This window comes from Dictyobacter vulcani (genome assembly GCF_008974265.1).
Lineage (GTDB): Bacteria > Chloroflexota > Ktedonobacteria > Ktedonobacterales > Ktedonobacteraceae > Dictyobacter > Dictyobacter vulcani.
The window spans coordinates 1,083,134-1,108,258 of record NZ_BKZW01000001.1; the positions used below are offsets into that span (position 1 = coordinate 1,083,134).

The window sequence follows — 25,125 nt, forward strand, 5'->3', positions numbered from 1 at the left end:
TGTTTTCAGGCTTGAGCACAGAGAGAACACCGTGAAATATACACAAACCTGAACCAGAGCAATCAAGAACAAACGCGGTTGCAGGTAGCAATGGAATAATGTATACTGTTCCAGGAACGAAGTAGAATATAGTTTATAACTTACAGGCGTGCAGGTAGTCGCGCGCATACATAAGAGAGCGGGCAGGAGAGCGTTACGTATGTCTCTAATTAATATGGCGAAGCGCGAGATTAATTGTAAAATTGTCTATTATGGAATTGGTCTTTGCGGTAAGACGACAAATTTACATTATATACACCAGGCAGTGAATCCTCATGATGTAGGAGAAATGGTCTCAATTGATACCGAGACAGAACGTACTTTATACTTCGATCTACTGCCACTAGAACTGGGAAAAGTCCACGGCTTTAATATTCGCTTCCAGCTTTATACAGTTCCTGGTCAGATCCTGTATCAACAGACTCGTATCTCGGTGCTTAAAGGGGCCGATTGTGTGATCTTTGTCGCGGACTCACAGGCCAGCAAACTGCAAGAGAATATTGAGTGCTGGAATGAGCTACAAGAGCAATTGCGTCGCATGAATAAAGATGCTTCGAGCTTCCCACTGGTAATGCAATGGAATAAACGTGACCTCCAGGACACATTGCCGGTTTCAGTATTGGAAAAATACTTGAATCCTTATCGTGTCCCCAGTTATGAAGCAGTTGCGGTCACTGGAAAGGGCGTTATCGAGAGCCTGCGGGTTGGCATCAATTCAACTCTACGTAAACTCGAACGCATCTAAATTTTTTTTCTTATCTATCTTCGTACCATACACTTGAGCGCCCTGATGGGCGCTTTTTTTATGCCATTTAGAGGTGGGCAAACGAAATAAAGCTCCCCACAGTTCAAAGGGTTATCACAGCTCATACCAGACACTTGACAGGGTCTCATACAATCAAGACATACCTAAAGTACTAAACAACGACCGAGTCTATGGGGTAGAAACTCCTAGAAGGCCCATGAAATGGCTTGCCATCTTCTAGACGCTTAAAGCATTAATGTGTATAATGGGCAAAGCCATAAGGTCTACTGGTCCCTTAACCTAACAAGGGGCGTCCACTTATCTTGGGAGTTCATTTAGATAAAAAAGAGTGCAGGCAGCGTGCTATGGGCCTTTACGCTGTTCGCTTCTCTTCTATGAAGGGATTACATGGAAACGATACGTGTCATCATTATTGATGAGCAGCCACTCTTCCGTGAGGGTATCCGCGCGACCCTCCAACGAATGGGAGACTGCGAAATAGTTGGAGAGTCGACGGATGCAGCTGATGTACTCGAAATAGCTCGTACGTGCAACCCCGATGTAGCCCTCATCGACGCCGGACTGACATCCTCGGATCCACTCGAAATCGCTCGACAGATGCGGCATACAGCTCCACGTCTGGCAATCATTATTCTTACTCCATCTGAGGATGAAGAACGTTTATTTCAGTCTATCAAGGTCGGTGCCGCCGCGTATACGACACGCAACATTACCAGTGAGGAATTGGTAGACACGGTCCGCAAGGTAAGCCATGGTGAATATTTGATTCGCGATGATGTCCTTGCCAAACCTCAGCTTGCCAGTCGCGTCCTTAAATCTTTCCGCGAATTAACTGTGGAAGAAGAGGAGACCGAACAGAAGGATCTGTATTCGCCACTTTCTAGCCGCGAGGTTGAGATCCTTGACTATATCGCACGCGGAAATAGCAATAAAGAGATCGCCAAGTCTCTGAAGATTAGCGATCAGACGGTAAAAAATCATATTACCTCGATTCTCAAAAAATTGTCGGTCAATGACCGTACAGCGGCTGTTGTTCATGCTTTACGTCATGGTTGGATTAAGATGCACGATGAATAGATCGTCGTATTTCATTCGATGTCATCTATTCATGATGTCATAGCACAGCTGTCGAGCATGACCAGACAAGCCAGGCAGCAGGTATTATTTCTCCTCCTGCCAGAGGGGCTTGCACGACGGGAGCCGTAGTAGAGGGCAATGAACATTTGTGCCCTGAAAGTAACGCGAAAAAGTAGCTATTCATGGCACCTGAACAGCTTGCTCAAAAATAATAATACGGCAATCTCTCAATCAAAAAGCTGGTACAGAACATGGTTCAAGTAGCCCTCTATTGTACCAGCTTTTTATTTGGTCTAAACTCAGATAACAGACATTTCCTCCGTGCTATCAACTCCTTCTCAACGCCTCTTTGTTATTTCAGTATATGTTAAATTTTCACGAAAATATACCAGCAACATTGCTCGTGTTTCTGAAAAAAAGATATATGATAACTAGTAAAATATCCCGTAATAGAACAGTTCCTCATGGTAGTACAACAGCGTCACTACGGTATACAAGTTACGAAAGGAAAATATACAGCGTGAAAGTTTACGGTCGCATAACGGTTTTCCCAATTATGCCCGCTCGTATAAATCGCTTGTACGAATTAGCATATAATATGTGGTGGAGCTGGCATCCAGAAGCTCGCACCCTCTATAGCTCACTTGATCCTGAATTATGGGAACAGATCGGACATAATCCGGTCCATTTCCTGAGCAAAATTCAGCCCCAAAAATTAGAGCAGGCCGCGGAAAATACTGACTATCTGGCTCTTTATGATAGTGTTATTCGCAATTTCGATCACTATATTCATCCTCAGTCGGATGAAACCTGGTTCTCAATTACATATCCTGAGTTAAAAGACAAAACTATTGCCTATTTCTCTGCTGAATTTGGATTACATGAGTCATTACCTATTTATTCTGGTGGTCTGGGTATCTTATCTGGTGATCATTGTAAAGAAGCCAGCGATCTAGGGTTACCATTTGTTGGAGTTGGCTTCCTGTATCCTCAAGGCTATTTTAACCAGCGTATCAATCATGCAGGGACTCAAGAGGCATCCTATGATAAGCTCCACTTCTCTGAAGCCCCGGCGGTGCCTGCCGTTGGTCCTGATGGTAATGAGGTGGTCATTAGTGTAGAGTTGCCGGGCCGCCGTATTTACGCCAAAGTATGGAAACTGCTGGTGGGCCGCATTCCTCTGTACCTGATGGATACAGATATTGCACCCAACGCTCCAGCGGATCGTGAATTATCAGCACGACTCTATGGTGGCGATCATGAGATGCGCATCTCACAGGAGATTGTGCTAGGTATTGGTGGCGTCCGTGCGTTGCATGCCCTGGGAATCTCGCCAGCCACCTGGCACCTCAATGAAGGCCATGCAGCCTTCCTGAGCCTTGAGCGCTCCCGCGAACTGGTAGAATCCGGCTTGAGCTTCAATGAGGCCCGTGAGGTCGTAAAAGCGAATTCGCTCTTCACTACCCACACCCCGGTCCCTGCTGGTAATGATGCCTTTAGCTACGACTTGATCGACAAATACTTTTCCTCCTACTGGGGCAAGCTTGGCCTGACCCGCGAACAGTTCTTAGAAGTAGCCCATGAAGAGAACAGCTGGGGTCCAAGCTATAGCATGACGATTCTGGCCTTGAAATTCACCGGTCAACATAATGGTGTGAGTGCCTTGCATGGTGATGTCTCACGCAAAATGTGGCAGTTCCTCTGGCCAGGACTGGACAAGGACGAGGTGCCGATCGGTTCGATCACCAATGGCGTCCATACCTTCTCCTGGATCGCTCCTGAGCTGAATGAGCTGTATGGTCGCTATCTGGATAAGGATTGGGGTAAGCATGTTGATGAACAAGATTTCTGGGATAATAATATCCAGAAGATTCCTGATCTAGAACTCTGGAAAGCCCACTATCAACGCAAAGTAGCCCTGGCAGATTATGCCACGAAGCGTTTGCAGAAACAGCATTTGCGCCTGGGTGAGGGGGATCGACAACTGGCGGAGTTCGAAGGCATGCTTAATCCAAATGCCTTGATCCTTGGTTTCGCCCGCCGCTTTGCGACCTACAAACGCGCAACATTGATTTTCCGCAACATGGAAAAACTGCGCCGCATCGTAAATAATCCCAAACGTCCAGTACAGATCGTGTTTGCCGGTAAAGCCCATCCTGCTGATGAGCCCGGTAAGGCATTGATCGAGTATATCTACAAGATGTCACGCAGTGAGGAGTTCAAGGGAAAAATTATTTTCCTGGAGAACTATGATATTGATATGGCTCGTTACCTGGTCTCGGGAACCGATGTCTGGCTGAACAATCCTATTCGTCCCTACGAAGCCAGTGGCACCAGTGGACAAAAGGCTGCCCTCAATGGACAACCCAATTGTAGTATCCTCGATGGCTGGTGGGCTGAAGGCTTTAATGGCAAGAATGGTTGGGCAATCGGTGAGGAACGCGACTATCATGATCAGGAAGTGCAAGCGGAAGATGATAGTAACTCCCTCTATCACATCCTTGAGGATGAGATTATTCCTAGCTTCTTCGATCAGGACAGCGAGGGTGTACCCCATGGCTGGATTAGTTATATGAAGGAAGCGATCCGTACCTGTGCACCGCAGTTCAGCATGCGTCGCATGATAAAAGACTACACGAATAAATACTATGTCCCTGAAATACGAGCAAAGATCCGTGTAGAGGAAAATCACTACGGAGCGAACGTCGGCTTGCAGCCTGGAAAGAACGTATCCAACAGGGACCTGCCGCCAAAAATGGAATTGTATGTTACGGACGCGCGATGGTCAACCTCAGTCTATGGTTGGAAGCAGTCGATGTGCATGCCTGGGTGGTGTTGCGAGGCCGATCAACTTCCAACCAGACGATCTCTGTGTTGAACTTTGTCTATGGTGGCCAAAACGAAGCAGGCAGTTCTACGGCATGCCTTACAATGGAATATGTAAAGCGTTGAAAATGGATGGCCTCGGTTCGTTTATGATTCTGCAACTGAAGCCTGAGGATAGCGGTATCTTGCCTATAATATCGGTTTCCCGCACATCACAATCCTATTCGTCCTAGAGCAGTGGCAAAAAGTGGACAAAAAGGCTGCCCGTCAATGGACAACCGATTGTAGTATCTCGTGGCTGGTGAGAGAACTGAAGGTTTAATGGAAGAATGTTGGGCAATCGGTGGGAAGCGACTATCTTGATCAGGAAGTCGAAGCGAAGATGATAGTAATCCTCTATCACATCTTGAGATGAGATTATTCTAGTTTTCGATCAGGACAGGAGGGTGTACCATGGCTGGATTATAATGAAGGAAGCGATCCGTACCTGTGCACCGCAGTTCAGCATGCGTCGCATGATAAAAGACTACACGAATAAATACTATGTCCCTGAAATACGGCAAAGTATACGTGTAGAGGAAAATCACTACGAGAGCGAACGTCGCTTGCAGCCTGGAAAGAACGTATCCAACAGGCCTGGCCAAACTGGAATTGTATGTTGACGGACGGCGCGATGGTCAACTCAGTCTGGGTGAAAGCATCGAGGTGCATGCCTGGGTGCGAGCGATCAACTCCAACAGACGATCTCTGTGTTGAACTTGTCTATGGTGAGACCAAAGACGAGCAGGCAGTTCTACGGCATGCCTTACCAATGGAATATGTAAGCGTGAAAATGATGGCTCGTATCGTTATGATCTGCAACTGAAGCTGAGGATAGCGGTAGTCTTGCCTATAATATCCGGTCATTCCCGCAACCTTCTCTCACTGAGAAATATGAACTCGGGTTGATCGCTGGGCATAAAGTAACCATTTTACCAGCATAGAGAAAAAGCCGGGCTCCTCTTAGATTGAGAGGAGAAACCGGCTTTTTCATAGAACATATAATGGCGATAGTATTAAAGATTCTCATTGGTCACAACTGCTTTTTTTATGGCGATAGGTAAAGAGATGGTGAAATGAAAAGTTGTAGAAAAGCACTAGAATCAAGGCAATGGCCTGTGCCAGCATAGGCATAATATGCACTGCATGGCTAAAGAATTGCTGAATCAAAATGGTCAACAGGCTACCGACGAGCGATGTGGCATGGAAACGCGCACACCGCGCCAACCAGGAACGCTCTCGACCAGGCATATGCCGAAAGGTAAAGTAATCATTGGGAATGAAATTGGAAACCAGCGAGATTTCACAGGCGATTGCACCAGCAATCAAGGTGCGCCAGAAGTCGTTTAAGGACAGTGGAAGCAGGTAGAGTGCACCAGCAAACACCGCCAGATTGATCAACGCGGCTGCCCCACCGAAGAAGATGTAGCTAACAAAACGTACAACCCAGTCAGCTCGTCCACCAGATACGTCATCAACAATATCCAATCCACGATTCACAAGCTCCCAGCGGGTGGGATGATAACTCGGTCCCCGTCTCGCAGGGGTTACCTCCTCTACAATTCCTTCTACAAGCTCTTCTAAGTCATTAGATGGTTCGAGAACCTCTTCCAAATTTGTTTGTACTAAAGACTGATCCATGAATTTTTTTATATCTCCGTTTTTTTACTACTCATTTTTTTATCGAATACCTATACCTATTTGCCAGACGAGTTCCGATCAACCGTCGTCACAAAGAATAACGCTCATGGAAAACAGATAGTAGATTGTAATCCTTTGTACTTATTCTCTCAGCAGGTTTTCTCTTTGTTATGCTCAACTATACTCACTTAGAGACATATCCATCAACACATCATACGTTGAAAAAAGAAAACACGTCTATTTTGATAACGATTGGGACTGTATAGGCGTTTTTGCTGAGATTACTTTTAGGCCACAGAAGAAAATGCAAGAAAACTCTCTATTTAATAAAACAAGAAAATACATTGAGCAGGCAAGTAATTAAGCGAAAGTACTAATACGCCCTGAAGCCACCAACCATGAAATAATGGTTGGTGGCTTTTAAGAGGAGAGGAGAAGGTGGGGATTATGCTGCGGTACCCATAAATTTATTCTTGAACAGTGAACGAATACCATGGGTAGCTTCAATCAGTGCAAAAGGATTACCAGAGGGATCCAGGAAGACCGCCTCGACGCCATAGAGTTGGTTGGTTGGCTCACTGACAAAGGTTACTCCTAGCTGTGAGAGATGGGTATAGGTCTCCTGGCAATTATCGGTCACAAAAATGGATGAGAGCTTCTGTCGCTGCTTCCCTTTTAATTCATTCACGTAGGTCTCACCATACAGAGCAACATCAGGCTGAGCCAGCGCCAGTTCGGGTTTCTTTTGTCCCCTGGGCGCAACCGTCAAAAAGCGTAAACCTGGACCAAAATCTATATCGCTACGTTTCTCAAGCCCGAGTACTCGCGTATAAAATTGGAGTGCCTCATCCTGATCATTTACCAGGATAGAGATTAGTGTGTGTGGTGAAATAAGCCTCATAGTTCCCTGTACTCACTATCTTGATAGGTGCAACAACTACAAACCCTCCCTACAATATTGCATGAATGTGTGGCATTCACGGTTGCTTTGCAAAAATATATGACTCCACCGGGGCTCCTCTATTATATAAAACATTTGTTCTAATTGCAAGTAAAAACATGCCAGTGACACAATGTGTTTCCTGCATCATACGGGTAGCAGAAGGATTGCTAAAAGAGCTTGCCCGTCTCCTCTGATATTCTTTTTGTTTATCTTAAAAAACGGTCACCATACAGAAGTTTGTGAAATAATACTCATGTGTGATACAAAGAAACTATGTGGATAGCAATTTGTTCCTCACAGGGACCAATGTGGATGGAGAAAAGTAAATATTATGCATATTAATGGTTTCTTATTTGATTTAGATGGAACTCTAGCCAATACTGTACCTCTCTGTATTAAAATCTACCAACAAACATTTCAACATTTTTACTGGCCGTCACTATTCAGAAGATGAGGTAACCGCTCACTTTGGCCTGACAGAAGCAGGTATCTGCCAACGCGTGGTGCCAGAACATTGGCAAGAGGCACTGACATACTATCATCAGGCGTATGAGCAAGCTCATGATGAGTGTGCTGAACCATTCCCCGGTATCGTTGAGGCCCTGCAGCTTCTACGATCGAAAGGAGTGCGTATGGCTGTGGTCACAGGTAAAGGAGCACATACCGCCAATTTCACCCTTAATCATCTGAGGATTGCTAAATACTTTGAGATTGTAGAAGCGGGTCAGGAGGATGCGGTCGTCAAAGCAATAGCCATGCGGCGCATCCTGCGTGCCTGGCAAATGGATCCACAGGAAGCCGCATACATTGGAGATGCAGCGTCTGATGTCGAGCAATCAGCCGAGGCGGGCGTGCTGCCTCTGGCCGCTGAATGGGCTGAAACAGCCACGATTCATTTGCTGGAAGAGACTCGACCATACGCTAGCTTTACCTCGATCACAGATTTTATTAGCTGGATCACACAAAACGTTGAAGCCACTACTGCAGCTTCAAAATAGTCGCGTAAAAAGGAGCGTTCTGGCATGAAAGCTATTCAATTTTCCCACTATGGCGATCCCGACGTGCTACAAATCCAGGAAGTAGCTGATCCGATTCCAGCCCCGGATGAAGTTCTGATAGAAGTGAAAGCAACGACAGTCAATCGCCTGGATCTGTTCCAGCGCAATGGCAGCCGTCCCGTTGAAAAATTGCCTTTCACTCCAGGATTAGAAGCTGCTGGCGTTGTACTCCAGGATAGCAATAATTTCAAGGCCGGTGACCATGTCTTGACAACACGCGCCAGTCAGGCCCGTGGTGGCGGTGGCTATGCCAGCAAACTGGCAGTACCCGCCAGGGATCTGGCCCGTATTCCTGCCAACGTCAGCTTTGAACAGGCGGTAGCGGCGGGACTGACCGCATCGACTGCCTGGGGCAGCCTCTTTGATCTGGGAAATCTGCAAAAGGGTGAGCGGGTGTTAATCTGGGCTGGTTCAAGTGGCGTTGGCTCGATCGGCATTCAGCTGGCGAAACAGGCAGGAGCCTGGGTGGCCACCACAGCCAGCTCAGAGGAGCGTGTAGATGCACTCAAACAACTTGGAGCAGACCTGGTGATTAACCATCGCCAGCAAAGCGTGGGCAAGGTTTTACAGGAGACTGGTGGCGCCAATCTGGTGATTGAGCTTGTGAGCTCCAGTTTACAGGAAAGCTTGCAGGCCGCCGCTCCAGGTGGTCGCATTATCCTCATCGGCAATCTGGGTGGTAAAGAGGCCACCGTAGACACACAGGCATGGCGTTTAAAGCGTGTCAGTGTACTGGGAGGCGGTCAACTCCATACCTCGGTTGCTAATGAAGAGAAGTTCTTACAACTGATCGCGGAAAAAGCGATCACGCCTCTCGTGGCTCGCACACTACCAATCGAGCAAGCCGCTGAAGCACATCGTCTGCTGGATGCTGGCGAGCTACAGGGTAAAATCGTGCTACGCTACGTCTGAGTGAGAGAGCTAACTTTTGATCTTTCTACCTGCCTTCTCTGCCAGGCGAAGCTAGTTCTCATTCTATCATTCACGGAAAACCTATCCATTTGAACTAGACACACACTACCATCTAAGAGTAGACTGGTCACAGAAGATTAGATATGCAAGGAGCAGAAGACATTTTTCAGTTTCGAGCTTAAAAATGCTCCTCTTGCGTTGTACAGAGTTTTGACTGTAACCATGTATATTTTCACCAAAAAAGGAAGGCAGGTTTTATATGTCAGGTCAAGTTAGCAGTGAGCAAATTCTCTTTACCCGTGGGGTGCCTGCAGTTGAAGCGCTACCGAATACATTGCTCAGCGAGTGCATGCAGGCGGCCCTGGAGGGACCAGATGGCAAAGCGATCCTGCAATACGGCCATAACGGTGGCTATCTACCGCTACGTACGCTGATTAGCGAACAGTACCGCGTCTCACCAGATCAGGTGCTGGTTGGCAATGGTTCACTGCACCTGCAAGATATTTTGTCTGGCTTCCTGCTCAAACCAGGAGATGTAGTCTTTGTTGAGCAGCCAAGCTATGATCGAGCCATTAAAACGTTTCGCAGGCGCGGGGCCACGGTTATCGGGATTCCGCTGGATCTGGATGGGGTCAATCTCACAGCGTTAGAGCAAACCATCGCCCAACAAAAACCTGTCTTTATGTATGTCGTGCCTGATTTCCAAAATCCTGCCGGGGTCACCACCTCAGCGGAGAAACGGCAGGCACTGGTAGATCTGGCGGAGCGCTATGGTTTCTGGCTGGTTGAGGATGTTCCCTATCGTACCCTGCGCTATGCTGGCGAGTCACTGCCATTGTTGCGGGACCTGAATGCCGAGCGTGTCGTGACGGTAAGCTCTTACAGCAAATTGATCAGTCCGGGATTACGGGTCGGCTACATGGTTGGTCCAGCCTCGCTCATCAAACAGCTAACCAGATTGGCAGAAGAAACCATTCTGGCTCCGGTCTTGCCAACCGAGGCCGCTGTCGTAGAATTTCATCGCCGTGGCTACTTCGCGTCTAATCTGGAGAGTTTAAAACAATTATATGCTCCACGACTACAGGCAATTGTCCAGAGCATCAAAACATATTTGCCTGATGTACCTTTCGCTGAACCACAAGGCGGTTTCTTTGTCAGCATCACCCTTCCCACTCATTTCAATACAACCAATTTGCTGGCCCGAGCCAAACAGGCAGGACTAATCTTAACGGATGGGCGCGACTTTTTCGCCGATCCTTATGCTGCCAGTGAAGATCCTCACCAGGGCGAACGTTTTGTACGCCTGCCATTCTGTGCGTTAACCCAGAACAGATCCAGGAAGGCGTCAAACGCCTCTCGACACTGGTTCAGGCATAGAAGAGTCTGGCCTGCGTTAGAAAGTCACTGCTGGCTCTTCAGCGGCCTTTCCAGGGCTATCATCCCCAACATATCCTTACAACAAAGCGAGTCAGGCACTTAAGCGCCTGACTCGCTGTTGAGAAAACCTTATTCACAAGGTGCTGGATCATTCTTACGGGGTTACGTTTGTCTCACTGGTAACATCGTTCTTGATGAAAAGCCCCATATCATAGGAGCCATTGGTATCACCAAAGGCTTTACGCTGCCACCACCAACTCCAGACATTGTTCACCGCGCGCCCTAAATCGAATTTTGCTCCTGGAGGCGGATTATCACCATAGCTTAACCATAACCAGGGACCAACTCCGACATAAGCCTGAGGATCGGTACAGTGATCGGTCGCCGTAGGTTTACAGGCCGGCGGCATATACCCTTGATCCCATTGTGTGCGCATGTGATATTGATGGAACTGATACCCATTCCGATACTGGTACTGCATATTCACCATCTTATCCCCACTGGAAATAATCACAGGAATATTTTGGGCCGTGGTTGAACAACCATCCGGGAAATTGTAGCAAACATTTTTATAGTCACGCAGATACCAGGCAAATGGCCAGGTCGCATCATCAACCAGACCAATGGGGATCTGATGATCTCCCTTATAAAGTTTTTTATCCAGCGTATCGATTTTGTCCATCATGGTATTGATATCGGTTGAGGTCTGGACATAGATCATCATCTCATGTGGACCATCAGCAGAATGCACAAAGGTAACCTGGAACATATTCTGTAAGGTTGGTATCAAGAGCACAACGGCCAGAGCAATCGTGGCAACTGAGACTGCCAATGGAGTGCGCCGACGCGGGGTTGGCACGACAATACCAGCCGGAACAGGATCTTCGACCGGGGTGGTCACACCATCTGCATCCGAACTCTTTTCCGCTGTGATAGGCTGAGCCGCGCTTGCCTGCATACGTGTTTTAACTGCCTGTACAAGTGCCAGTACCGCAGGTTCCAGGGCGACAGCGGCCAGAATCATCATGGGCATGGTCATATGGATCATCAGCCAGGGCATCTTTTCGCCGGCCCAGGTGTAGATAAACACATTGCCAACAAACCAGAACACCAGAAAGAGTCGAAAACGGGTGGGACGCACGAGACAGCGTATAATACCAGCCAGTCCGAAAACCACACCGATCTGCTCATACAGAGGAATTAACAGGAAGTAGTAGTACCAGGGCTGGCCACCACGAGCCACCTGCTGTTGCTGTAACCAGTAATACAGTCCCTGCCAGATACCATCACCAATACCACCAGGCAGATTCGTAAATAGCACCGTAAACAGGATCACAAAGAGAAACCAGCTACAGACCAGGGCAAAAAACCAGTGGGTCCAGGGCATGGTTAAAATAGTATCGAGTACAGGCTGTTTGCGGCGATCTATCCGTAACGCCAGACCATGTCGGTCGGACTGCGCATACCCCTTAAATTCACGGAACAGAAGTATACCAATCACTACAGCCAGCAAGATACCCAGCCAGGGTAACGTCCGTATTGTTACGTCTTTTAAGTTGGCAACAAAAACATCCGCGGTACGGGTATTGGCGGTATTGCTCGTGATAAAAATAGATAATTCTTTCAACTTACCAAAGAAGATTTTGGCAATAATCCCCAGAATACCAAAATAGATCAGCAGCAATACTGGTGCCCAGGTAGTGGGCAAATATTTTTTCCAGCCATCCAGTTCTCTATCACCAAAATCAAGAGCTTTACGTACCCCTAACTCCCAGACTACCAGTGCCCCAGGAAGCTCCCAAAGATACCAATGGTCAGGAACGTAGCCTCTTTTGTAGCGTAAGAGAGGGTAAAGGCCAGAGCAGCAGTTAATAACCAACCCGCGTGACGAGTCCGGATATAGCGAGCAACCGCTACAACCAGCAGCAGGGTGAAGCAGGCCATATAGATATCTTCGCGAGCAAAGCGTGAATAATAGACCATACTCGGCGAGATAGCCAGCAAGAAACAGGCCAGCCAGGCACCATAACGGCCAATATAGTCCCGCACGAAGTAGGGCAAACCAACCAGAACTGAGCCCAGAGTGGCCGCGGCGATACGCACGGTTGTTGTGTTAATGCCATTATCAGGCACTTGAAGAATCTGGCTAATCTTATAGATAAATGCAATGATATGAAATTGGAACGGTCCATGGGTCAGTGGATCATAGCGGTAACAGGAATTTGCGGTGGTTTGCGCACAATTGATCCAATGCTCCATATTATTATGCATCAGTATCAGAGAAAAATACGCATGCAAGCTTTCATCATGATGTAATGGCTTGTCGCCCAGACCCCAGAAACGTAAAATCGCACCCAGGATAATTACGCCCCAAAAAGCAATGCCGGTCCAGAGTTGCTCTCGCGTCGGGGGCCGGAAATGCCGGGCTGGCACCACTTCTTCTTCTGGCTGCGCCGCTTCCTGCTCGGCAGCCAGATCAACCTCTTTATCCTGTACCGCTGCAGGCTCAATAGACTCCTCAGTCGATGCAGGCACATCAGCAGCGGTGGCGACAGAATCATCACCACCACTGCTGACATTTTCTTCAGAAACCAGACCATCAGGAGCATCTATCTCTTCTTTTGGTTTGTTTTCATAACTCTTCAATGCGTTCTCCCCTTATGGATTTACTCCTAAATCACTGCGCATAAAAAATCCCATATCGGTTGTTCCAGCGGTACTACCAAAAGGTTGGCGTGTCCACCACCAATCCCATACATGTGTAGACGCGAGAACAGGATTAAACAGTGCACCGTCAGGAGGCGTATCACCATAGCTCAACCAGAGTAGAGGGCCAACCCCACCCCAACTGGGCTCTCCCTGACAGGAGTTTGCTCCACTGGGAACACATGCTTTGGGTTTATATCCCTCATCCCACCAGCTACGCAGATGATAGCGGTGAAACAAATAACTGGATGATTTGCCACTACTAGAGCCAGGCGAATCATGCACTTGATTTTTATCCAGGTTGTCGCCACCTGTAATGATTATGTCAGGATTTGCGTCAGCACAACTTGTAGGGAAACCATAACAGACATTTGGGTAATCACGCAAGTACCAAAAAAATGGCCATGATACCTCAGACATGACTCCAATGTTCGTGTGATGTTTTCCTTGATACTTTTTCTCATCAACCAGATCAATTTTTTTCATTACAGTCTGCACATCTGTTGTGGTCTGCACATAGATCATCATCTCATGTGGACCATCAGCAGAATGCACAAAGGTGACCTGAAACATATTCTGTAACGTCAAAACCAGCAGGCCAATTGCAATGATTGTCCCCAGGATAGTGCCAACGACTGTCCCTTTCCTTCTATTTGATTGTACCTGATTTCTTACACTTTTTGTATACTCACGCCTATTAGTTACTAATAGACGAACATTATTCAGCAAAGGTTCCAACCCAATAGCAGCCAACAGGATCATGGGCATCACCATGTGAATCATCAGCCAGGGCATTTTCTCGCCAGCCCACGAATAAATACCAACCGTTCCTACAAACCAGTAGACCAGGAAAAGACGGAAAGGATCAGGATGGCGTAAACAACGAATTACTCCTGCGATCCCAAAGACGATGCCAATCTGCTCATACAATGGGATCAGTATAAGGTAATAATACCAGGGTTGGCCGCCACGAGCGACCTGCTGTTGTTGTAACCAGTAATACAGTCCCTGCCAGATACCATCGCCAACGCCACCGGCCAGATTGGTGAAAACGACAGAATATAATAAAACAAAGAGAAATGAACCCGCTACCAGAGCCCAGAACCAATGACGTCGGGGCATAGTGACAACGGTATGCAAGACTGGCTGAGAAACAGGCTCAATCCGGCTGGTCCAGCTTCTTTTCACAGGTTTAACGGGCTTTTTAAACTGCTCTAAAATCCAACATACAAGGACATAACACATCAGTGCCAGACCAAGCCAGGGCAAAATAGCTACTGTCTGTGACTTTAAATCTTTGACCATAGCATTCGCGGTAGTGGTATTGGTGTTGATATAGATAGAGGCTTCTTTCATCCAATTGAAAAACCAGCGGGCCAGTGGCGCACAGATCATAAGTAAAAGCAGAATGCTCACAGGGGCAGCGGTTCTTGGAGCGTATAATCCCAGAGCTGTATCAGTCTTAAAACGGGAACGGAATGCTACTCTCGCCCCAATCTCCCAGCAAATCAGACCAATTAAGAAGCTGCCAAAGACAGCTATGCTTAAAAAAGTAGCTTCCTTGGTTGCGTATGAGAGAACAAAGGCCAGGGCACCAATCACAAGCCAGCGTCCTTTATGATTGCGTACATAACGACCAGCCGCAACCACCAGCAACAATGTAAAACAAGCCATGTAGATATCTTCACGAGCAAAGCGCGAGAAATAGACCATACATGGAGAAATGGCCAGTATAAAGCAAGCGAGCAAAGCTGTAAGGCGACCACCCAGATAATCGCGAATAAAGTATGGCAGCCCAACAATAATCGTCCCCAGACTGGCTGCGGCTATACGCAGTGTGACATCATTCACGCCATGATCGGGAACACCTAACCACTGACATACTTGATAAACCAGCGCAATGATATGAAACTGGAACGGACCATGTAAAAGAGGATCGTACTGATAACAAGTGGTTTTAGGGTCAAAGCAAGCCTGCCAGTGTTGCAAATTATGCATTAACTGTAATGAGAAATAGGCATGTAAGCTTTCATCATGATGCGCTGGCTTCAAATTCAGTTGCCAGAAGCGTAGCAGGGCTCCCAGCAATATAATAGCCAGAAAAGGAAGCCACCGCAACCATTGCTCACGGGTTGGCAGGCGCAAACGAAACTCTCGCTTGCGCCCCTTCCCCGGATCAGCAAGTGTGTTGCCTCTCACCTGCTCTATAATCTCTACCATACTCGACGTATCTTTATTTATATTCATCGGTCTACTATTCCCTCCTATCATCCCATCCATTCAAGAGCGTATCAGGGATTTTCCCCTATTCTACTTTGTAAATCACAACGCCATGCTCATGATAAACTGTTTGCATAAATTTTCCAAAACGCTTCAGGTCAGCATCAGGATATTTTTTATGCTCAAAAGCACCGACATAGATGTATTGAGCATCATAGTAATCCATGATTGACAATACCTCCATAGATGAAGAGGCCGTATAGATCTTATCGAGATCCTCACTGCGTTTATGAAAATCATCCTGATTCTGGGGATTATTCAGCCAGTTAACGCGCCATTGGAATTCATGGCCTGGCCAATTAATCAGTGTAGGCAAGCCTGTAAAGGCGGACACACGCCCACCATAATGATAATCATCACCATTCGCTTCCACAATAACTGGATCACCAGAAACATGCGTATTTAACCAGCGAATTGCTTGATAATCTGCTGATGTATCATAATCACAGACTGGTGGCTGACAATGGGCCAGATAAGCCATCCCATCCAGAGTTTGAGTATTTAACAGGTACGGCTGAGCATGTGTATCATCGATACGCCAGTAGCGTGTATACGGTGCCAGCAATGGATAGGTCATACTCGCCAGCACGAGTAAGACAAGTCCCAGGCTCCACGCACCCACCACACCAGACAGGATCCAGCGAGCTTTCCGGGTACGCACTTTTAGCGTGTGCAAACTCTCAATGATAAAGTAAAGTCCAGCGCCTGAACAGATTGAGAGGAGCGCCCACGCCTGAAAGTAAAATTTAAACAACGTATTCATACGCTGGGCAGTGCCACCCGAAAAAATGTCTTTCAAGAAAAAGATTTCGCAACCAGCGATGATTGTAAAGGCGGCCGCCCCGAGAAACAATGTAAAGGCATGGGCCCGATTTTCTAACTGATAGAACAACAAACTTACACCCAGCAACGCCAGTGACAGACCAGCAACACAGGTTGTGTAGTATGGAAAAAGGTACAGGACCACCAGACAGCTCACCAGGAAGAGAGCTATTCCCAGCCAGAGCAAACGGAACCATCTCCGACTCAAGCGTTGCGCAGGTACCTGTTCAGTTTCTCCTTTCTCCTCCTGCTCGGCGACCGCAACCTGTACAGAGGGGGTCTCCAACAGGTGCTCCTCATTGTTTTGCAGAATGTGTTCCATATATGGACCCGTCTCGAACATCAGCCCGGAGGATACAGCCGGACCTGGATTAGAAGGTCTATCTACAACTGGATAGACAGGACTATCTGGCAGGGAAGGCGCTGGCGTGGAAGTATGGAAAGGACGTAGTAAGGCGCTGCACACCAGGAGCGAGAGAAACATAAAAATAAAGAGTCCATAAATAAGGATCTCACTACTAATGGTGGAATGGTTTGTGGGTGAAGCAATACCGATACCCTGCGAAGGAGATACAAAGTTGAGGTAAAAAGGCAAATAAAGGTAATACGAAAGCCCCACCAGACTGATTGCTACCAGAGCAACATGAAGCAAAGTAGAAAAACGCAACCAGGGTCGATGAGCCAGCCCCTGTTGTATGCCAATCGCCACCAGAGTCAACCCCATATAGGTCGGATAATCCCAACCATTCATGACAAATAATCCACCCAGCACAATCGCCGTGACAAGCAGGTTGAGATATCTGGACCAGCCCGTACCAAAGAGCGCAAAACCTTTGCCCGCTGGCTCTAGAAACCAGTTCAAGGCCAGGCCAATACAAAAAATAGTAAAGGCCAGGGTTAACACATGGGCATGAAAACATGATAAGAGAAAACTAAAAGCAGGAAACTCATTGATCGTTCCATCAATCACGCGCGAAGGAGTGAACCAGTTAAATGTAAAGCCAGCCTCCGCATGGTGATCCCACCATTGTTGGGTCGCGGCGAGATTCCCCACAATCAGTGCCAGGAAGATGCTAAGCAAACCATAGGGAAGCGTTGCCTTGAGAGAACTTTTTTCGTTCACAGCGTCATCTCCGGCACGTTGAGTCCGCTGACGACTCCAGGCAATAATATTGCATGTCACCCCAAACAGATTGAGGGCCGTCAAACCATAAAAAAAACAAATTCCCGTATTAAAGGCTATTGATGCCGATTGACCAATCAATTTAGCCAGGGTCGCAATTGTATAATGGGCATAGTAGTAATAGTTGATACTATGTCCCGCAAACCACATATCATTAGGCGGAAAATGTGAGCTGCGCATAATGCTGGCAACAAAGCCTGCATCCATGAACATTTCAAAGTTATAAATATCAGGCTTCAGGGAACGTAAAATACCTAAGAGGACCATCATCCCCAGGAAAACCACCTCGCTGCTTACGATGTACAGGAGATGGCGTCGAGCCAGTTGGAGCATTTCTTGCCAGAGTGAAAGAAATGCAAAGCCACTGCAAGCAGCCAGTATCAGGAAAATTCCGAAAATGAATATCTGACTATAGGGTAAGGAATGCAGACACATTAATAAAATCCAGACACAGAAGGCCAGAATGATCACACCCAGGACCTTACTAAAAGCCCAGCCTCGATCTGGAAGATTGCGAAATACGGTAAAAGTGAGCGGGAGACACAGGAGGCCTAGCACTTCCACCAACATCCACATCTGAAAAAGTTCGCTCATAGATTCTCTCTTAATATACGATGTCCGACCAAAGCAATGCGGTCCTCAGCATGCTCGATAATCCTGACCGGGATTGCTTTACTGGATCTGTCGTTCTACGGGTTCACAAATACCTTATTCAGGTATATGATACACCGAGCAACAAATCTGCCGATTGCGGTGCTATTGGATTTTTGATCTTATAAAAGCCAGTAACGCACATATTTGCAATCAGCAGGCAGAGAAATCGAATTCTATCAAAGTATAAAAGTACTACTTGGGGGGAAGATGCAAACCAACCAGCAATTTAGCTTGCAATTGTTCGGACGTGTATGGATAGGTACTATCCCGCACAAAGATATGCGCTGTGGGATGATCGAAAACCGAGTAACTTTCATCAGCCTCACTGTCATCGAGGACAATACCAAACAAATGGGGAGGATTCTTAAAAGTAGCGGCCAGATGAAAGCCGAGTTGTCCACTGTACAGTAACTGGTAGTAGCGCGTGGTTAAAGGATAACGTGCAGGAGAGCGTGGAATCGACTTATCTAATCGACCTGTCGGCATAGTAATCACATTAATGGTTGGTAATAAAGTTGCAAGTTGCTTCGCCTTGGCTTGCGTATCATCACCATATAAATCGAGTCCGGTGGCTGACTGCCCGGCAGCATCCTGATAGGTGGCCTGAACATACTCAGATGGCTGATGAGAGCCAATCGTAACTGGCAGGGCATCATCCCATTGCTCATACGTAAGAACACTACCCTTTGGCACATGCTGATAGATCCAATTGGAAGCCTGAATGCGCGTATTTTCCTGACTATACACATTCAGCAAAGCCAGGCCCTGAAAAAGAGTTCCTCCAACAACTATCACGAACAAGCTCGCCTGGATACAGGGCTTGAGCCACACAAAACGTGTCATAACATGCTGATCGAGCCGGCGTATCTGTCCTGTTAGCATAACTAAAAAAGTGGCCGCAATCACTACTAAAAAAGGATATACAGGTAGCAGGTAACGCATAAATTTTACGTAGAAGCTACCAATGATGCCCCCATATATCACAATCCAGGCCATAATCAACATCCAGGAACTAGATGGATGACGCCAGAGATAGCAGCACAACCAGACACAACCTGCCAGAGCACTACATCCTGCGGTAATACCCATACCCCAGAGAACGAGATTCTGGCCTTGATAGAGAAAAGGTAACGTCCCCGCAAATTGTCGCACATAGGGTAAGTCTAAAGAGCCCCGCACCAGATTTCCTTGCTCGGAAACCTGCTGGATAAAATTTGACCTATCAAGAAAAGCATATGGCTGCGTCACAAAAAAGCTAAAGAGGACCAGAACGGCTGCCCAGAGCAGGTCTACCGAAATACCAAAAAAATCTTTTTGCTGACGCCAGCGCAACCAGGCTGCCAGCAAGAGTGGCACGGCCAGAGGTGCGGCACTAAATTTAGTGGCCATGGCCAATCCATATGAGATACCTGCCAGCATAGCCCAGGCCCAGGATCTTTTCTGACTATCCACCCATAAAACACAGGCAAAGAGCGTCAATACAACAAAAAAAGCCAGCAACGTATCAACAGCATAAAAATGCGATAACTGTAGATGGAGAGGCATAAATGCCATCAAAACGGTGGCTAAGAGTGCGATATTCCAGCGCTGAAACTGCAAGGATTTCGTTTTTCTGACCAGTACATATGCCAGACAACCTGTCAGCAGAACCGTGCCACTATCAAATAAAGCTGAGACCACCCGGCCTAACATAGTCAGCGCAGGAAAACTATTGGGATCATGCAAATTATACCTGAGTAGGTAGCCAATCACGGCCAGCAAATAAATGGGAAAAGATCCATACGCGAAAAATTGTGGATTGAGTGGTGATTGAGCCGGATCAAGAAATTGGGCCATACTCTTCGGCCAGGACAAAGCCGTAACGTGAAAAAGAATCTGTCTCTCATCAGGATGAAAACTATTGCCAGCATCCCAATTCACGCCATAGACACGTAAAAAAAAACCTAGCACAACCAGACTTAAGATGCCCCAGAATTGCCAGCGAACAAATAACTGCTTCACGCGCTCCCTTTCTTGAAATGTGCTCTCATGAATGAAAATAAGCCATAGTTAGCAACAAACATCAATGCATCATACAGTATATGGTTTACCTTACAGGTGGTCAAGGGTTTCCATTGGACCACGGGTGGCTCTTTCCTCTTCTGAGACCATCACGGGTATTTTTATAGTACAGTTTCTATTTCCTTGATTCTTTTTTTGTACGGGAGCTCACATGCAACAGATACACAATACAACGCTGCAACAGTTAGATGGGTCTTCGTTCTCTTTCGCCCCACCTGGACCTGATCGACATAATTCGCTACTGGTTGATACCATTGAACTGTTCAGTCCCCGCTATGCCCCCCATGCGTATATCTTATATCTCCAGGATCCAGCCAATATGGTGAAAATTTATGAATGGCAACAGTTAGTTGCCCTGGGCATCCAGGCAGTAACAATAACTGATCTCCCCGATATCCTGCTCTATCAAGCCAGAAAACAGGTACTCTATTGCATTGATGTTTTTACTTTACATGGTGTTATCTCCAACCAGCGCAAACAAGCTATTGAGCAGACAATGAAACATTGTAACTTACGGCGCATCTATATCAGCGCATGTTATGATCTTTCAGACTATAAGCAATGCGTGGAGCAGATTGTCTGGGGAAGTTATATCTGGTTGGCACATAAACCGGAGCATACAATTTTCCACTGGTAACTGGATAGAATACAGGTTCAAGCGGCGGCATGCCCTGTCCTATTGATACTGGAGGAGAGCACAACATCGGTCGCAGACTGTATGGTGATGGCAATTTCACTGTCGACGACATCAGCAATGACCACATCCCCTGGAATACATTTTCCGCGCAAGAGCGCCTCCGCCAGAGTATCTTCCAGGAGACGTTCTACGGTCCTTCGCAAGGGTCGGGCCCCATACTCTGCATCGTAGCCACGTTCGACCAGCAAGGCCCGCGCCAGCGCGGACACGTGAAGTTCAATGGATCTGGCTGCGACCCGCTGCTGAGTCCGGGAGATCATTAAATCTACGATCTCACGCAAATGAGTGATGTCCAGTGGATGAAAGATGATGGTCTCATCAATACGATTCAAGAGTTCAGGACGAAAAACTTCTTTGAGTCCTTTCATGATAGGTTCGCGCATACGCTGCTGATTGGCCAGGCGTAACTCCTTTTCTCCACGTTGCGCAGTAAATGTCATACTGCCAGGCTGTGCATGGGTGGTACCAATGTTTGAGGTAAGAATAATAATGGTATGTTTAAAATCCACTTTCAAGCCATGAGCGTCCGTCAAACATCCATCTTCCAAAACTTGTAGCAGCAAGTCAAACACTTTTGGGTGGGCTTTCTCCACTTCATCAAATAAGACCACACTATAGGGGCGACGCCGAATCGCTTCCGTCAATTGACCCGCCTGATCATAGCCTACATACCCTGGAGGAGCACTGATCAGGCGGGAGGCATTATGGCTCTCCATAAATTCAGACATGTCCAGTTTCAAAATGGCATCTTCTGTGCCGAAGAGCGTGGTTGCCAGGGCACGTGCTAGCTCGGTTTTGCCAACGCCGGTGGGTCCAACAAAGACAAATGAGCCTATCGGACGACGGCTATCGCGCACATTGGCCCGTGAACGTCGAATCGCCCGAGCCACCGCCTGGACAGCTTCATTTTGACCAATGACATGCTTATGCAGATCCTCCTCTAAATTGAGTAGCCGCAGTCGCTCTTCCCCTCAATTTGAACCACAGGGATACCAGTCCACATAGCTACGACGGTGGCAATATCTTCAGCAGTCAGGACTGGCCCATGTTCACGATGATAGGTCACCCAATCCTGCTCGACTTGCCATAAAGATTGGCGCAGTTGCCGCTCTTGCTTCAACAGATGAGCCGCATGCGAGAAATCCCGTCGCACAATGGCATAATCTTTCTCATGATGAACAGAGGTCAGGCTATCGCGCAACTGCAGGATCTCATCTGGAAAAAATGAACGCCGCACACACACACGTGCCGCGGCCTCATCCAGAACATCTAATGCTTTATCAGGTTGATACCGATTTTGAATATAACGGTTAGACATTTTCACGGCAGCCTGTAAGGCTTCATCACTCATTGTCAGGCCATGAAATTTTTCATAGCGCGAACGCAATCCCTTAAGAATTTGCAGCGTCTCTTCGTTTGTGGTCTCTGAAACCATCACAGGCTGAAAACGCCGCTCTAAGGCGGCATCAGCCTCAATACTTTTGCGATATTCATCCAGAGTCGTCGCACCAATACACTGGAACTCACCACGAGCCAGCATAGGTTTAAAAAGATTCGCCACGTCCAGTGATCCCTCAGCCACTCCCGCCTGAGCCAGAGTGTGCAGTTCATCAATCACGACAATAATACCCGGTGTAGTTGTAATCTCACGGAGAATATGTTTAAGCCGCTCTTCTAGATCCCCACGAAATTTGGTGCCAATCGCCAGTAAACCGACATCGATCGCCACCACCCGATGATGCAGCAAATTTTCCGGTACCCTCCCCTGAATAATTCTCAAAGCCAGACCTTCGGCTATCGCTGTCTTTCCAACACCAGCGGGTCCGATCAGAACAGGATTATTTTTGGTGCGGCGCGTTAAAATCTGCATCGTACGCTCGACTTCAGCTTCACGACCAATTAAAGGATCTAATAGATCGTCGATGGCAGCCAGTGTCAGGTCACGACTGACCTGATTAAGCATTGGGGTCGCCTCAAAACGTGCGTGGTATTGGGTAGATAATACGAGGCGTTCATAACCTCCATTCATAAGGGCCGCAAATTGCTCACGCGCAACATCGAGATGAATACCAAAACTCTCCAACACCCCCAGGGCCACGCTATTCTGCTCCTCCAGGATAGCAAGGAAGAGATGCTCCAGGCAGACCAGTTCAGCTACAGCTTCACTGGCAAGCTCTTCTGCCCGCGCCAGCGTCGCACGAGCCGCAACATTTAAAGACGGCTCACTTAAAATAGCTTTATTCCCTCGTCCCATGACAAAATCAAGCGCCTGGGTAATACTGGTGGTACTTACATGGAGAGACGCAAATAAGCCTTCGATCAGCGTGTCGTGTAATCTTAGAATACCAAGTAGGAGATGCTCAGACCCGATTAAGCGATGCCGTAATCGTTGGGCATCCTCACGAGCATATGCTATGACTTGCCGCATATCCAGGCTGTATTTGTCGTATCTCCCCATCATCTCGCTCCTTGTACATCATTATCATTTGCATGCTATTAAAATGCAATCGTGAACGCTGCTCCTTCGTGACTCGCGCAGTCACCACAATTCAACGCATGCAAGCTGATCAGTAGTACAGAACCGCTATAGCCTGTCAGGCGACTTCGCTTACACGATTGAATGGCATACTATATGAGATACAATCGGGAGTAACTTCTATTTTTAACAGAGCCATGAGTGGAAGCGAGCCAAATTAGAGGAGAAAGTCCTTACGATTTACCTGAAAACACGCAGAATGCTCGTTAAAAGAGGACAAAAAAAAGAACTGGTCAGACTACCAGTTCTTTGTAATGGTGTACCCGATAGGAGTTGAACCTACGACCTACAGATCCGCAATCTGTCGCTCTATCCACTGAGCTACGGGTACTCATGCTGTCTTTCGACGTTCGTTCGAGAAGTATAACAAACTCTTTAAGAAACGTCAAGGTATGAGCAGTTACCTTACCTGACACATGAAAACGCTTTGCCCTCTATAATCCTACATAAGGCAAAGCATTATGTGTGGTGTACCCGATAGGAGTTGAACCTACGACCTACAGATCCGCAATCTGTCGCTCTATCCACTGAGCTACGGGTACTCGTATCAGTATTCTTGATGGACATGTGATTGAATGCTTCGCATCGTCTCGCTCATGTCTCTTGCTGACGGAGATAATAATATCAGAACCACCGACCCTTGTCAATACATTTTTAGCCAGAAATAGAAAACTCATTGGTTTACTGGTAAAAACCAGGGTCCCACATTGTGAAACCCTGGTGAAAGTATTTCTGACAATAGGCATTATGCGGCCGCAACATCCATTGGTGAAAAATATACCAGAAAACGTTCGTATCCAGCCTTGAGCACTATTTTTAAGTAGAGAAACAACTCATGTTATAACCTACATACGTCAACATACTGCTACGCTATTATGCAAGTCCATCAATCACATCACGAGCACGATTGAGGGCATCACGACGCACATAATAGTAAGCCCAGAGCCCTTTTTTGCGACAATCAACCAGGCCAGCATCCCTTAAGATACGCAAATGATGTGAGATTGTCGGCTGCTCTAATGTGAAGCTTTCTACAATTTCAAAGACACATACCTCGCCTTCGTGACGGCTCAATAAACTCAGGATACGTAAACGCGTTGGATCCGCCAGTGCTTTGAGGAGCCGGGCCTGAACAACGGCGTCTTCTTCAGTCAGCGTGGGTACAAATTTTGGAGTAATTACACTGGGGTTATTGAGGGGAGCTGTCTGCCTGTTGAGCATGCCAACTGTGTTTGCCGTGCCGTTTGGCACCGCACCTGTTCGATTCGCATTTCCCTGATTCATGGATGTCATTTTCTTCTCCTTCCATCCTCCCAACCGGATGTAAAACCTATAATAGATTTGTGGCTTATGGTATGTGTATACCTACAATTATTATAGAACTCTATCCAAATTGTTAGCCGCAAATATGGTACAGCTACACTAAGTGGTGGATGCGTTGAAAAAGGGACTTGAAAAATGACGTATTACACGGCACACTGTTTGTATGAAAAAACAACAGAAAGCGC

18 protein-coding genes, 2 tRNA genes and 1 pseudogene are annotated in these 25,125 nt (G+C 47.1%); 9 read left to right on the plus strand and 12 right to left on the minus strand.

What is annotated here, in order from left to right; translation table 11 throughout:
* Positions 1-199: 199 nt before the first annotated feature.
* The 4 genes from KDW_RS04550 (at position 200) to KDW_RS31545 (ending at position 5,573) form a co-directional block, all read left to right on the plus strand.
* Entirely contained in the window at positions 200-784 is a 585-nt protein-coding gene (locus tag KDW_RS04550) for a GTP-binding protein (protein WP_126626005.1), read from the plus strand.
* A gap of 408 nt (positions 785-1,192) precedes the next feature.
* The gene (locus KDW_RS04555) at positions 1,193-1,882 is read left to right on the plus strand and encodes a LuxR C-terminal-related transcriptional regulator (RefSeq protein WP_151754866.1); all 690 of its coding nucleotides are present in this window, start codon (positions 1,193-1,195) and stop codon (positions 1,880-1,882) included.
* A gap of 520 nt (positions 1,883-2,402) precedes the next feature.
* Positions 2,403-4,760 carry an alpha-glucan family phosphorylase gene (glgP, locus tag KDW_RS04560; protein WP_198925190.1) on the plus strand — a complete coding sequence of 786 codons (2,358 nt, stop codon included), beginning with the start codon at positions 2,403-2,405 and terminating at the stop codon, positions 4,758-4,760.
* Between the two features lie 657 nt (positions 4,761-5,417).
* Complete coding sequence (locus KDW_RS31545) at positions 5,418-5,573, plus strand: hypothetical protein (RefSeq protein ID WP_162004943.1); 156 nt, start codon at positions 5,418-5,420, stop codon at positions 5,571-5,573.
* Positions 5,574-5,773: 200 nt separating this feature from the next.
* Here KDW_RS31545 and KDW_RS04565 read toward each other — a convergent pair whose 3' ends face one another.
* Together KDW_RS04565 and KDW_RS04570 are read right to left on the minus strand one after the other, a co-directional pair.
* Positions 5,774-6,388, minus strand: coding sequence for a GtrA family protein (locus KDW_RS04565; RefSeq protein ID WP_151754868.1), 615 nt, complete (start codon positions 6,386-6,388; stop codon positions 5,774-5,776).
* A gap of 445 nt (positions 6,389-6,833) precedes the next feature.
* Entirely contained in the window at positions 6,834-7,289 is a 456-nt protein-coding gene (locus tag KDW_RS04570) for a VOC family protein (RefSeq protein WP_151754869.1), read from the minus strand.
* A 373-nt stretch (positions 7,290-7,662) separates the two neighbouring features.
* On the opposite strand from KDW_RS04570, the pseudogene KDW_RS35775 reads away from it, so the two are divergent.
* From KDW_RS35775 to KDW_RS04590, 4 genes and pseudogenes are all read left to right on the plus strand, one after another.
* Positions 7,663-7,722: pseudogene (locus tag KDW_RS35775) on the plus strand (hypothetical protein); the annotation flags it as partial.
* On the plus strand, positions 7,712-8,329 hold the full coding sequence (locus KDW_RS04580) for an HAD family hydrolase (protein WP_233097764.1): 618 nt from the start codon (positions 7,712-7,714) through the stop codon (positions 8,327-8,329). The pseudogene KDW_RS35775 and the gene KDW_RS04580, both read left to right, overlap by 11 nt.
* Before the next feature lie 24 nt (positions 8,330-8,353).
* Entirely contained in the window at positions 8,354-9,301 is a 948-nt protein-coding gene (locus KDW_RS04585; RefSeq protein WP_151754872.1) for a quinone oxidoreductase family protein, read from the plus strand.
* Between the two features lie 259 nt (positions 9,302-9,560).
* Complete coding sequence (locus KDW_RS04590; RefSeq protein ID WP_198925191.1) at positions 9,561-10,781, plus strand: aminotransferase-like domain-containing protein; 1,221 nt, start codon at positions 9,561-9,563, stop codon at positions 10,779-10,781.
* Positions 10,782-10,832: 51 nt separating this feature from the next.
* On the opposite strand, the gene KDW_RS04595 is transcribed toward KDW_RS04590, so the two are convergent.
* The 5 genes from KDW_RS04595 to KDW_RS04615 all read right to left on the minus strand — a co-directional run bounded on the left by KDW_RS04595 (position 10,833) and on the right by KDW_RS04615 (position 20,324).
* Entirely contained in the window at positions 10,833-12,386 is a 1,554-nt protein-coding gene (locus KDW_RS04595) for a hypothetical protein (RefSeq protein ID WP_151754873.1), read from the minus strand.
* A gap of 68 nt (positions 12,387-12,454) precedes the next feature.
* Positions 12,455-13,324: a flippase activity-associated protein Agl23 gene (locus KDW_RS04600; protein ID WP_151754874.1), complete on the minus strand. Its 870-nt coding sequence runs from the start codon at positions 13,322-13,324 to the stop codon at positions 12,455-12,457.
* 12 nt (positions 13,325-13,336) lie between these two features.
* Positions 13,337-15,631, minus strand: coding sequence for a flippase activity-associated protein Agl23 (locus KDW_RS04605; protein ID WP_162004944.1), 2,295 nt, complete (start codon positions 15,629-15,631; stop codon positions 13,337-13,339).
* 58 nt (positions 15,632-15,689) lie between these two features.
* A complete protein-coding gene (locus KDW_RS04610) occupies positions 15,690-18,263 on the minus strand; it encodes a DUF2298 domain-containing protein (protein WP_151754876.1) in 2,574 nt (857 codons plus the stop codon).
* Positions 18,264-18,515: 252 nt separating this feature from the next.
* Positions 18,516-20,324 (minus strand): phospholipid carrier-dependent glycosyltransferase, encoded by a 1,809-nt coding sequence (locus KDW_RS04615; protein WP_151754877.1) that lies wholly within the window; start codon positions 20,322-20,324, stop codon positions 18,516-18,518.
* A gap of 211 nt (positions 20,325-20,535) precedes the next feature.
* Between KDW_RS04615 and KDW_RS04620 the strand changes: the two genes are divergently transcribed.
* Positions 20,536-21,021 carry a BsuBI/PstI family type II restriction endonuclease gene (locus tag KDW_RS04620; protein ID WP_151754878.1) on the plus strand — a complete coding sequence of 162 codons (486 nt, stop codon included), beginning with the start codon at positions 20,536-20,538 and terminating at the stop codon, positions 21,019-21,021.
* A 17-nt stretch (positions 21,022-21,038) separates the two neighbouring features.
* Here the strand turns inward: KDW_RS04620 and KDW_RS32660 are convergent, their stop codons facing one another.
* From KDW_RS32660 to KDW_RS04640, 5 genes are all read right to left on the minus strand, one after another.
* Positions 21,039-21,971 (minus strand): AAA family ATPase, encoded by a 933-nt coding sequence (locus KDW_RS32660; protein WP_198925192.1) that lies wholly within the window; start codon positions 21,969-21,971, stop codon positions 21,039-21,041.
* 50 nt (positions 21,972-22,021) lie between these two features.
* Positions 22,022-23,542, minus strand: coding sequence for a Clp protease N-terminal domain-containing protein (locus KDW_RS32665; protein WP_198925193.1), 1,521 nt, complete (start codon positions 23,540-23,542; stop codon positions 22,022-22,024).
* Positions 23,543-23,872: 330 nt separating this feature from the next.
* A tRNA-Arg gene (locus KDW_RS04630) sits at positions 23,873-23,948 on the minus strand.
* 135 nt (positions 23,949-24,083) lie between these two features.
* Positions 24,084-24,159 (minus strand) — tRNA-Arg (locus KDW_RS04635).
* A 331-nt stretch (positions 24,160-24,490) separates the two neighbouring features.
* A complete protein-coding gene (locus tag KDW_RS04640) occupies positions 24,491-24,910 on the minus strand; it encodes an ArsR/SmtB family transcription factor (protein ID WP_198925194.1) in 420 nt (139 codons plus the stop codon).
* Positions 24,911-25,125: the final 215 nt, after the last annotated feature.

What these genes read in the sequence shown, in the direction of transcription:
- KDW_RS04550 (WP_126626005.1), top strand. Translation starts at nt 200, where the DNA reads ATGTCTCTAATTAATATGGCGAAGCGCGAGATTAATTGTAAAATTGTC.
- KDW_RS04555 (WP_151754866.1), top strand. Translation starts at nt 1,193, where the DNA reads ATGGAAACGATACGTGTCATCATTATTGATGAGCAGCCACTCTTCCGT.
- KDW_RS31545 (WP_162004943.1), top strand. Translation starts at nt 5,418, where the DNA reads ATGCCTGGGTGCGAGCGATCAACTCCAACAGACGATCTCTGTGTTGAA.
- KDW_RS04565 (WP_151754868.1), bottom strand. Translation starts at nt 6,388, where the DNA reads ATGGATCAGTCTTTAGTACAAACAAATTTGGAAGAGGTTCTCGAACCA.
- KDW_RS04570 (WP_151754869.1), bottom strand. Translation starts at nt 7,289, where the DNA reads ATGAGGCTTATTTCACCACACACACTAATCTCTATCCTGGTAAATGAT.
- KDW_RS04585 (WP_151754872.1), top strand. Translation starts at nt 8,354, where the DNA reads ATGAAAGCTATTCAATTTTCCCACTATGGCGATCCCGACGTGCTACAA.
- KDW_RS04590 (WP_198925191.1), top strand. Translation starts at nt 9,561, where the DNA reads ATGTCAGGTCAAGTTAGCAGTGAGCAAATTCTCTTTACCCGTGGGGTG.
- KDW_RS04605 (WP_162004944.1), bottom strand. Translation starts at nt 15,631, where the DNA reads ATGAATATAAATAAAGATACGTCGAGTATGGTAGAGATTATAGAGCAG.
- KDW_RS04610 (WP_151754876.1), bottom strand. Translation starts at nt 18,263, where the DNA reads ATGAGCGAACTTTTTCAGATGTGGATGTTGGTGGAAGTGCTAGGCCTC.
- KDW_RS04620 (WP_151754878.1), top strand. Translation starts at nt 20,536, where the DNA reads ATGCAACAGATACACAATACAACGCTGCAACAGTTAGATGGGTCTTCG.
- KDW_RS32665 (WP_198925193.1), bottom strand. Translation starts at nt 23,542, where the DNA reads ATGATGGGGAGATACGACAAATACAGCCTGGATATGCGGCAAGTCATA.
- KDW_RS04640 (WP_198925194.1), bottom strand. Translation starts at nt 24,910, where the DNA reads ATGACATCCATGAATCAGGGAAATGCGAATCGAACAGGTGCGGTGCCA.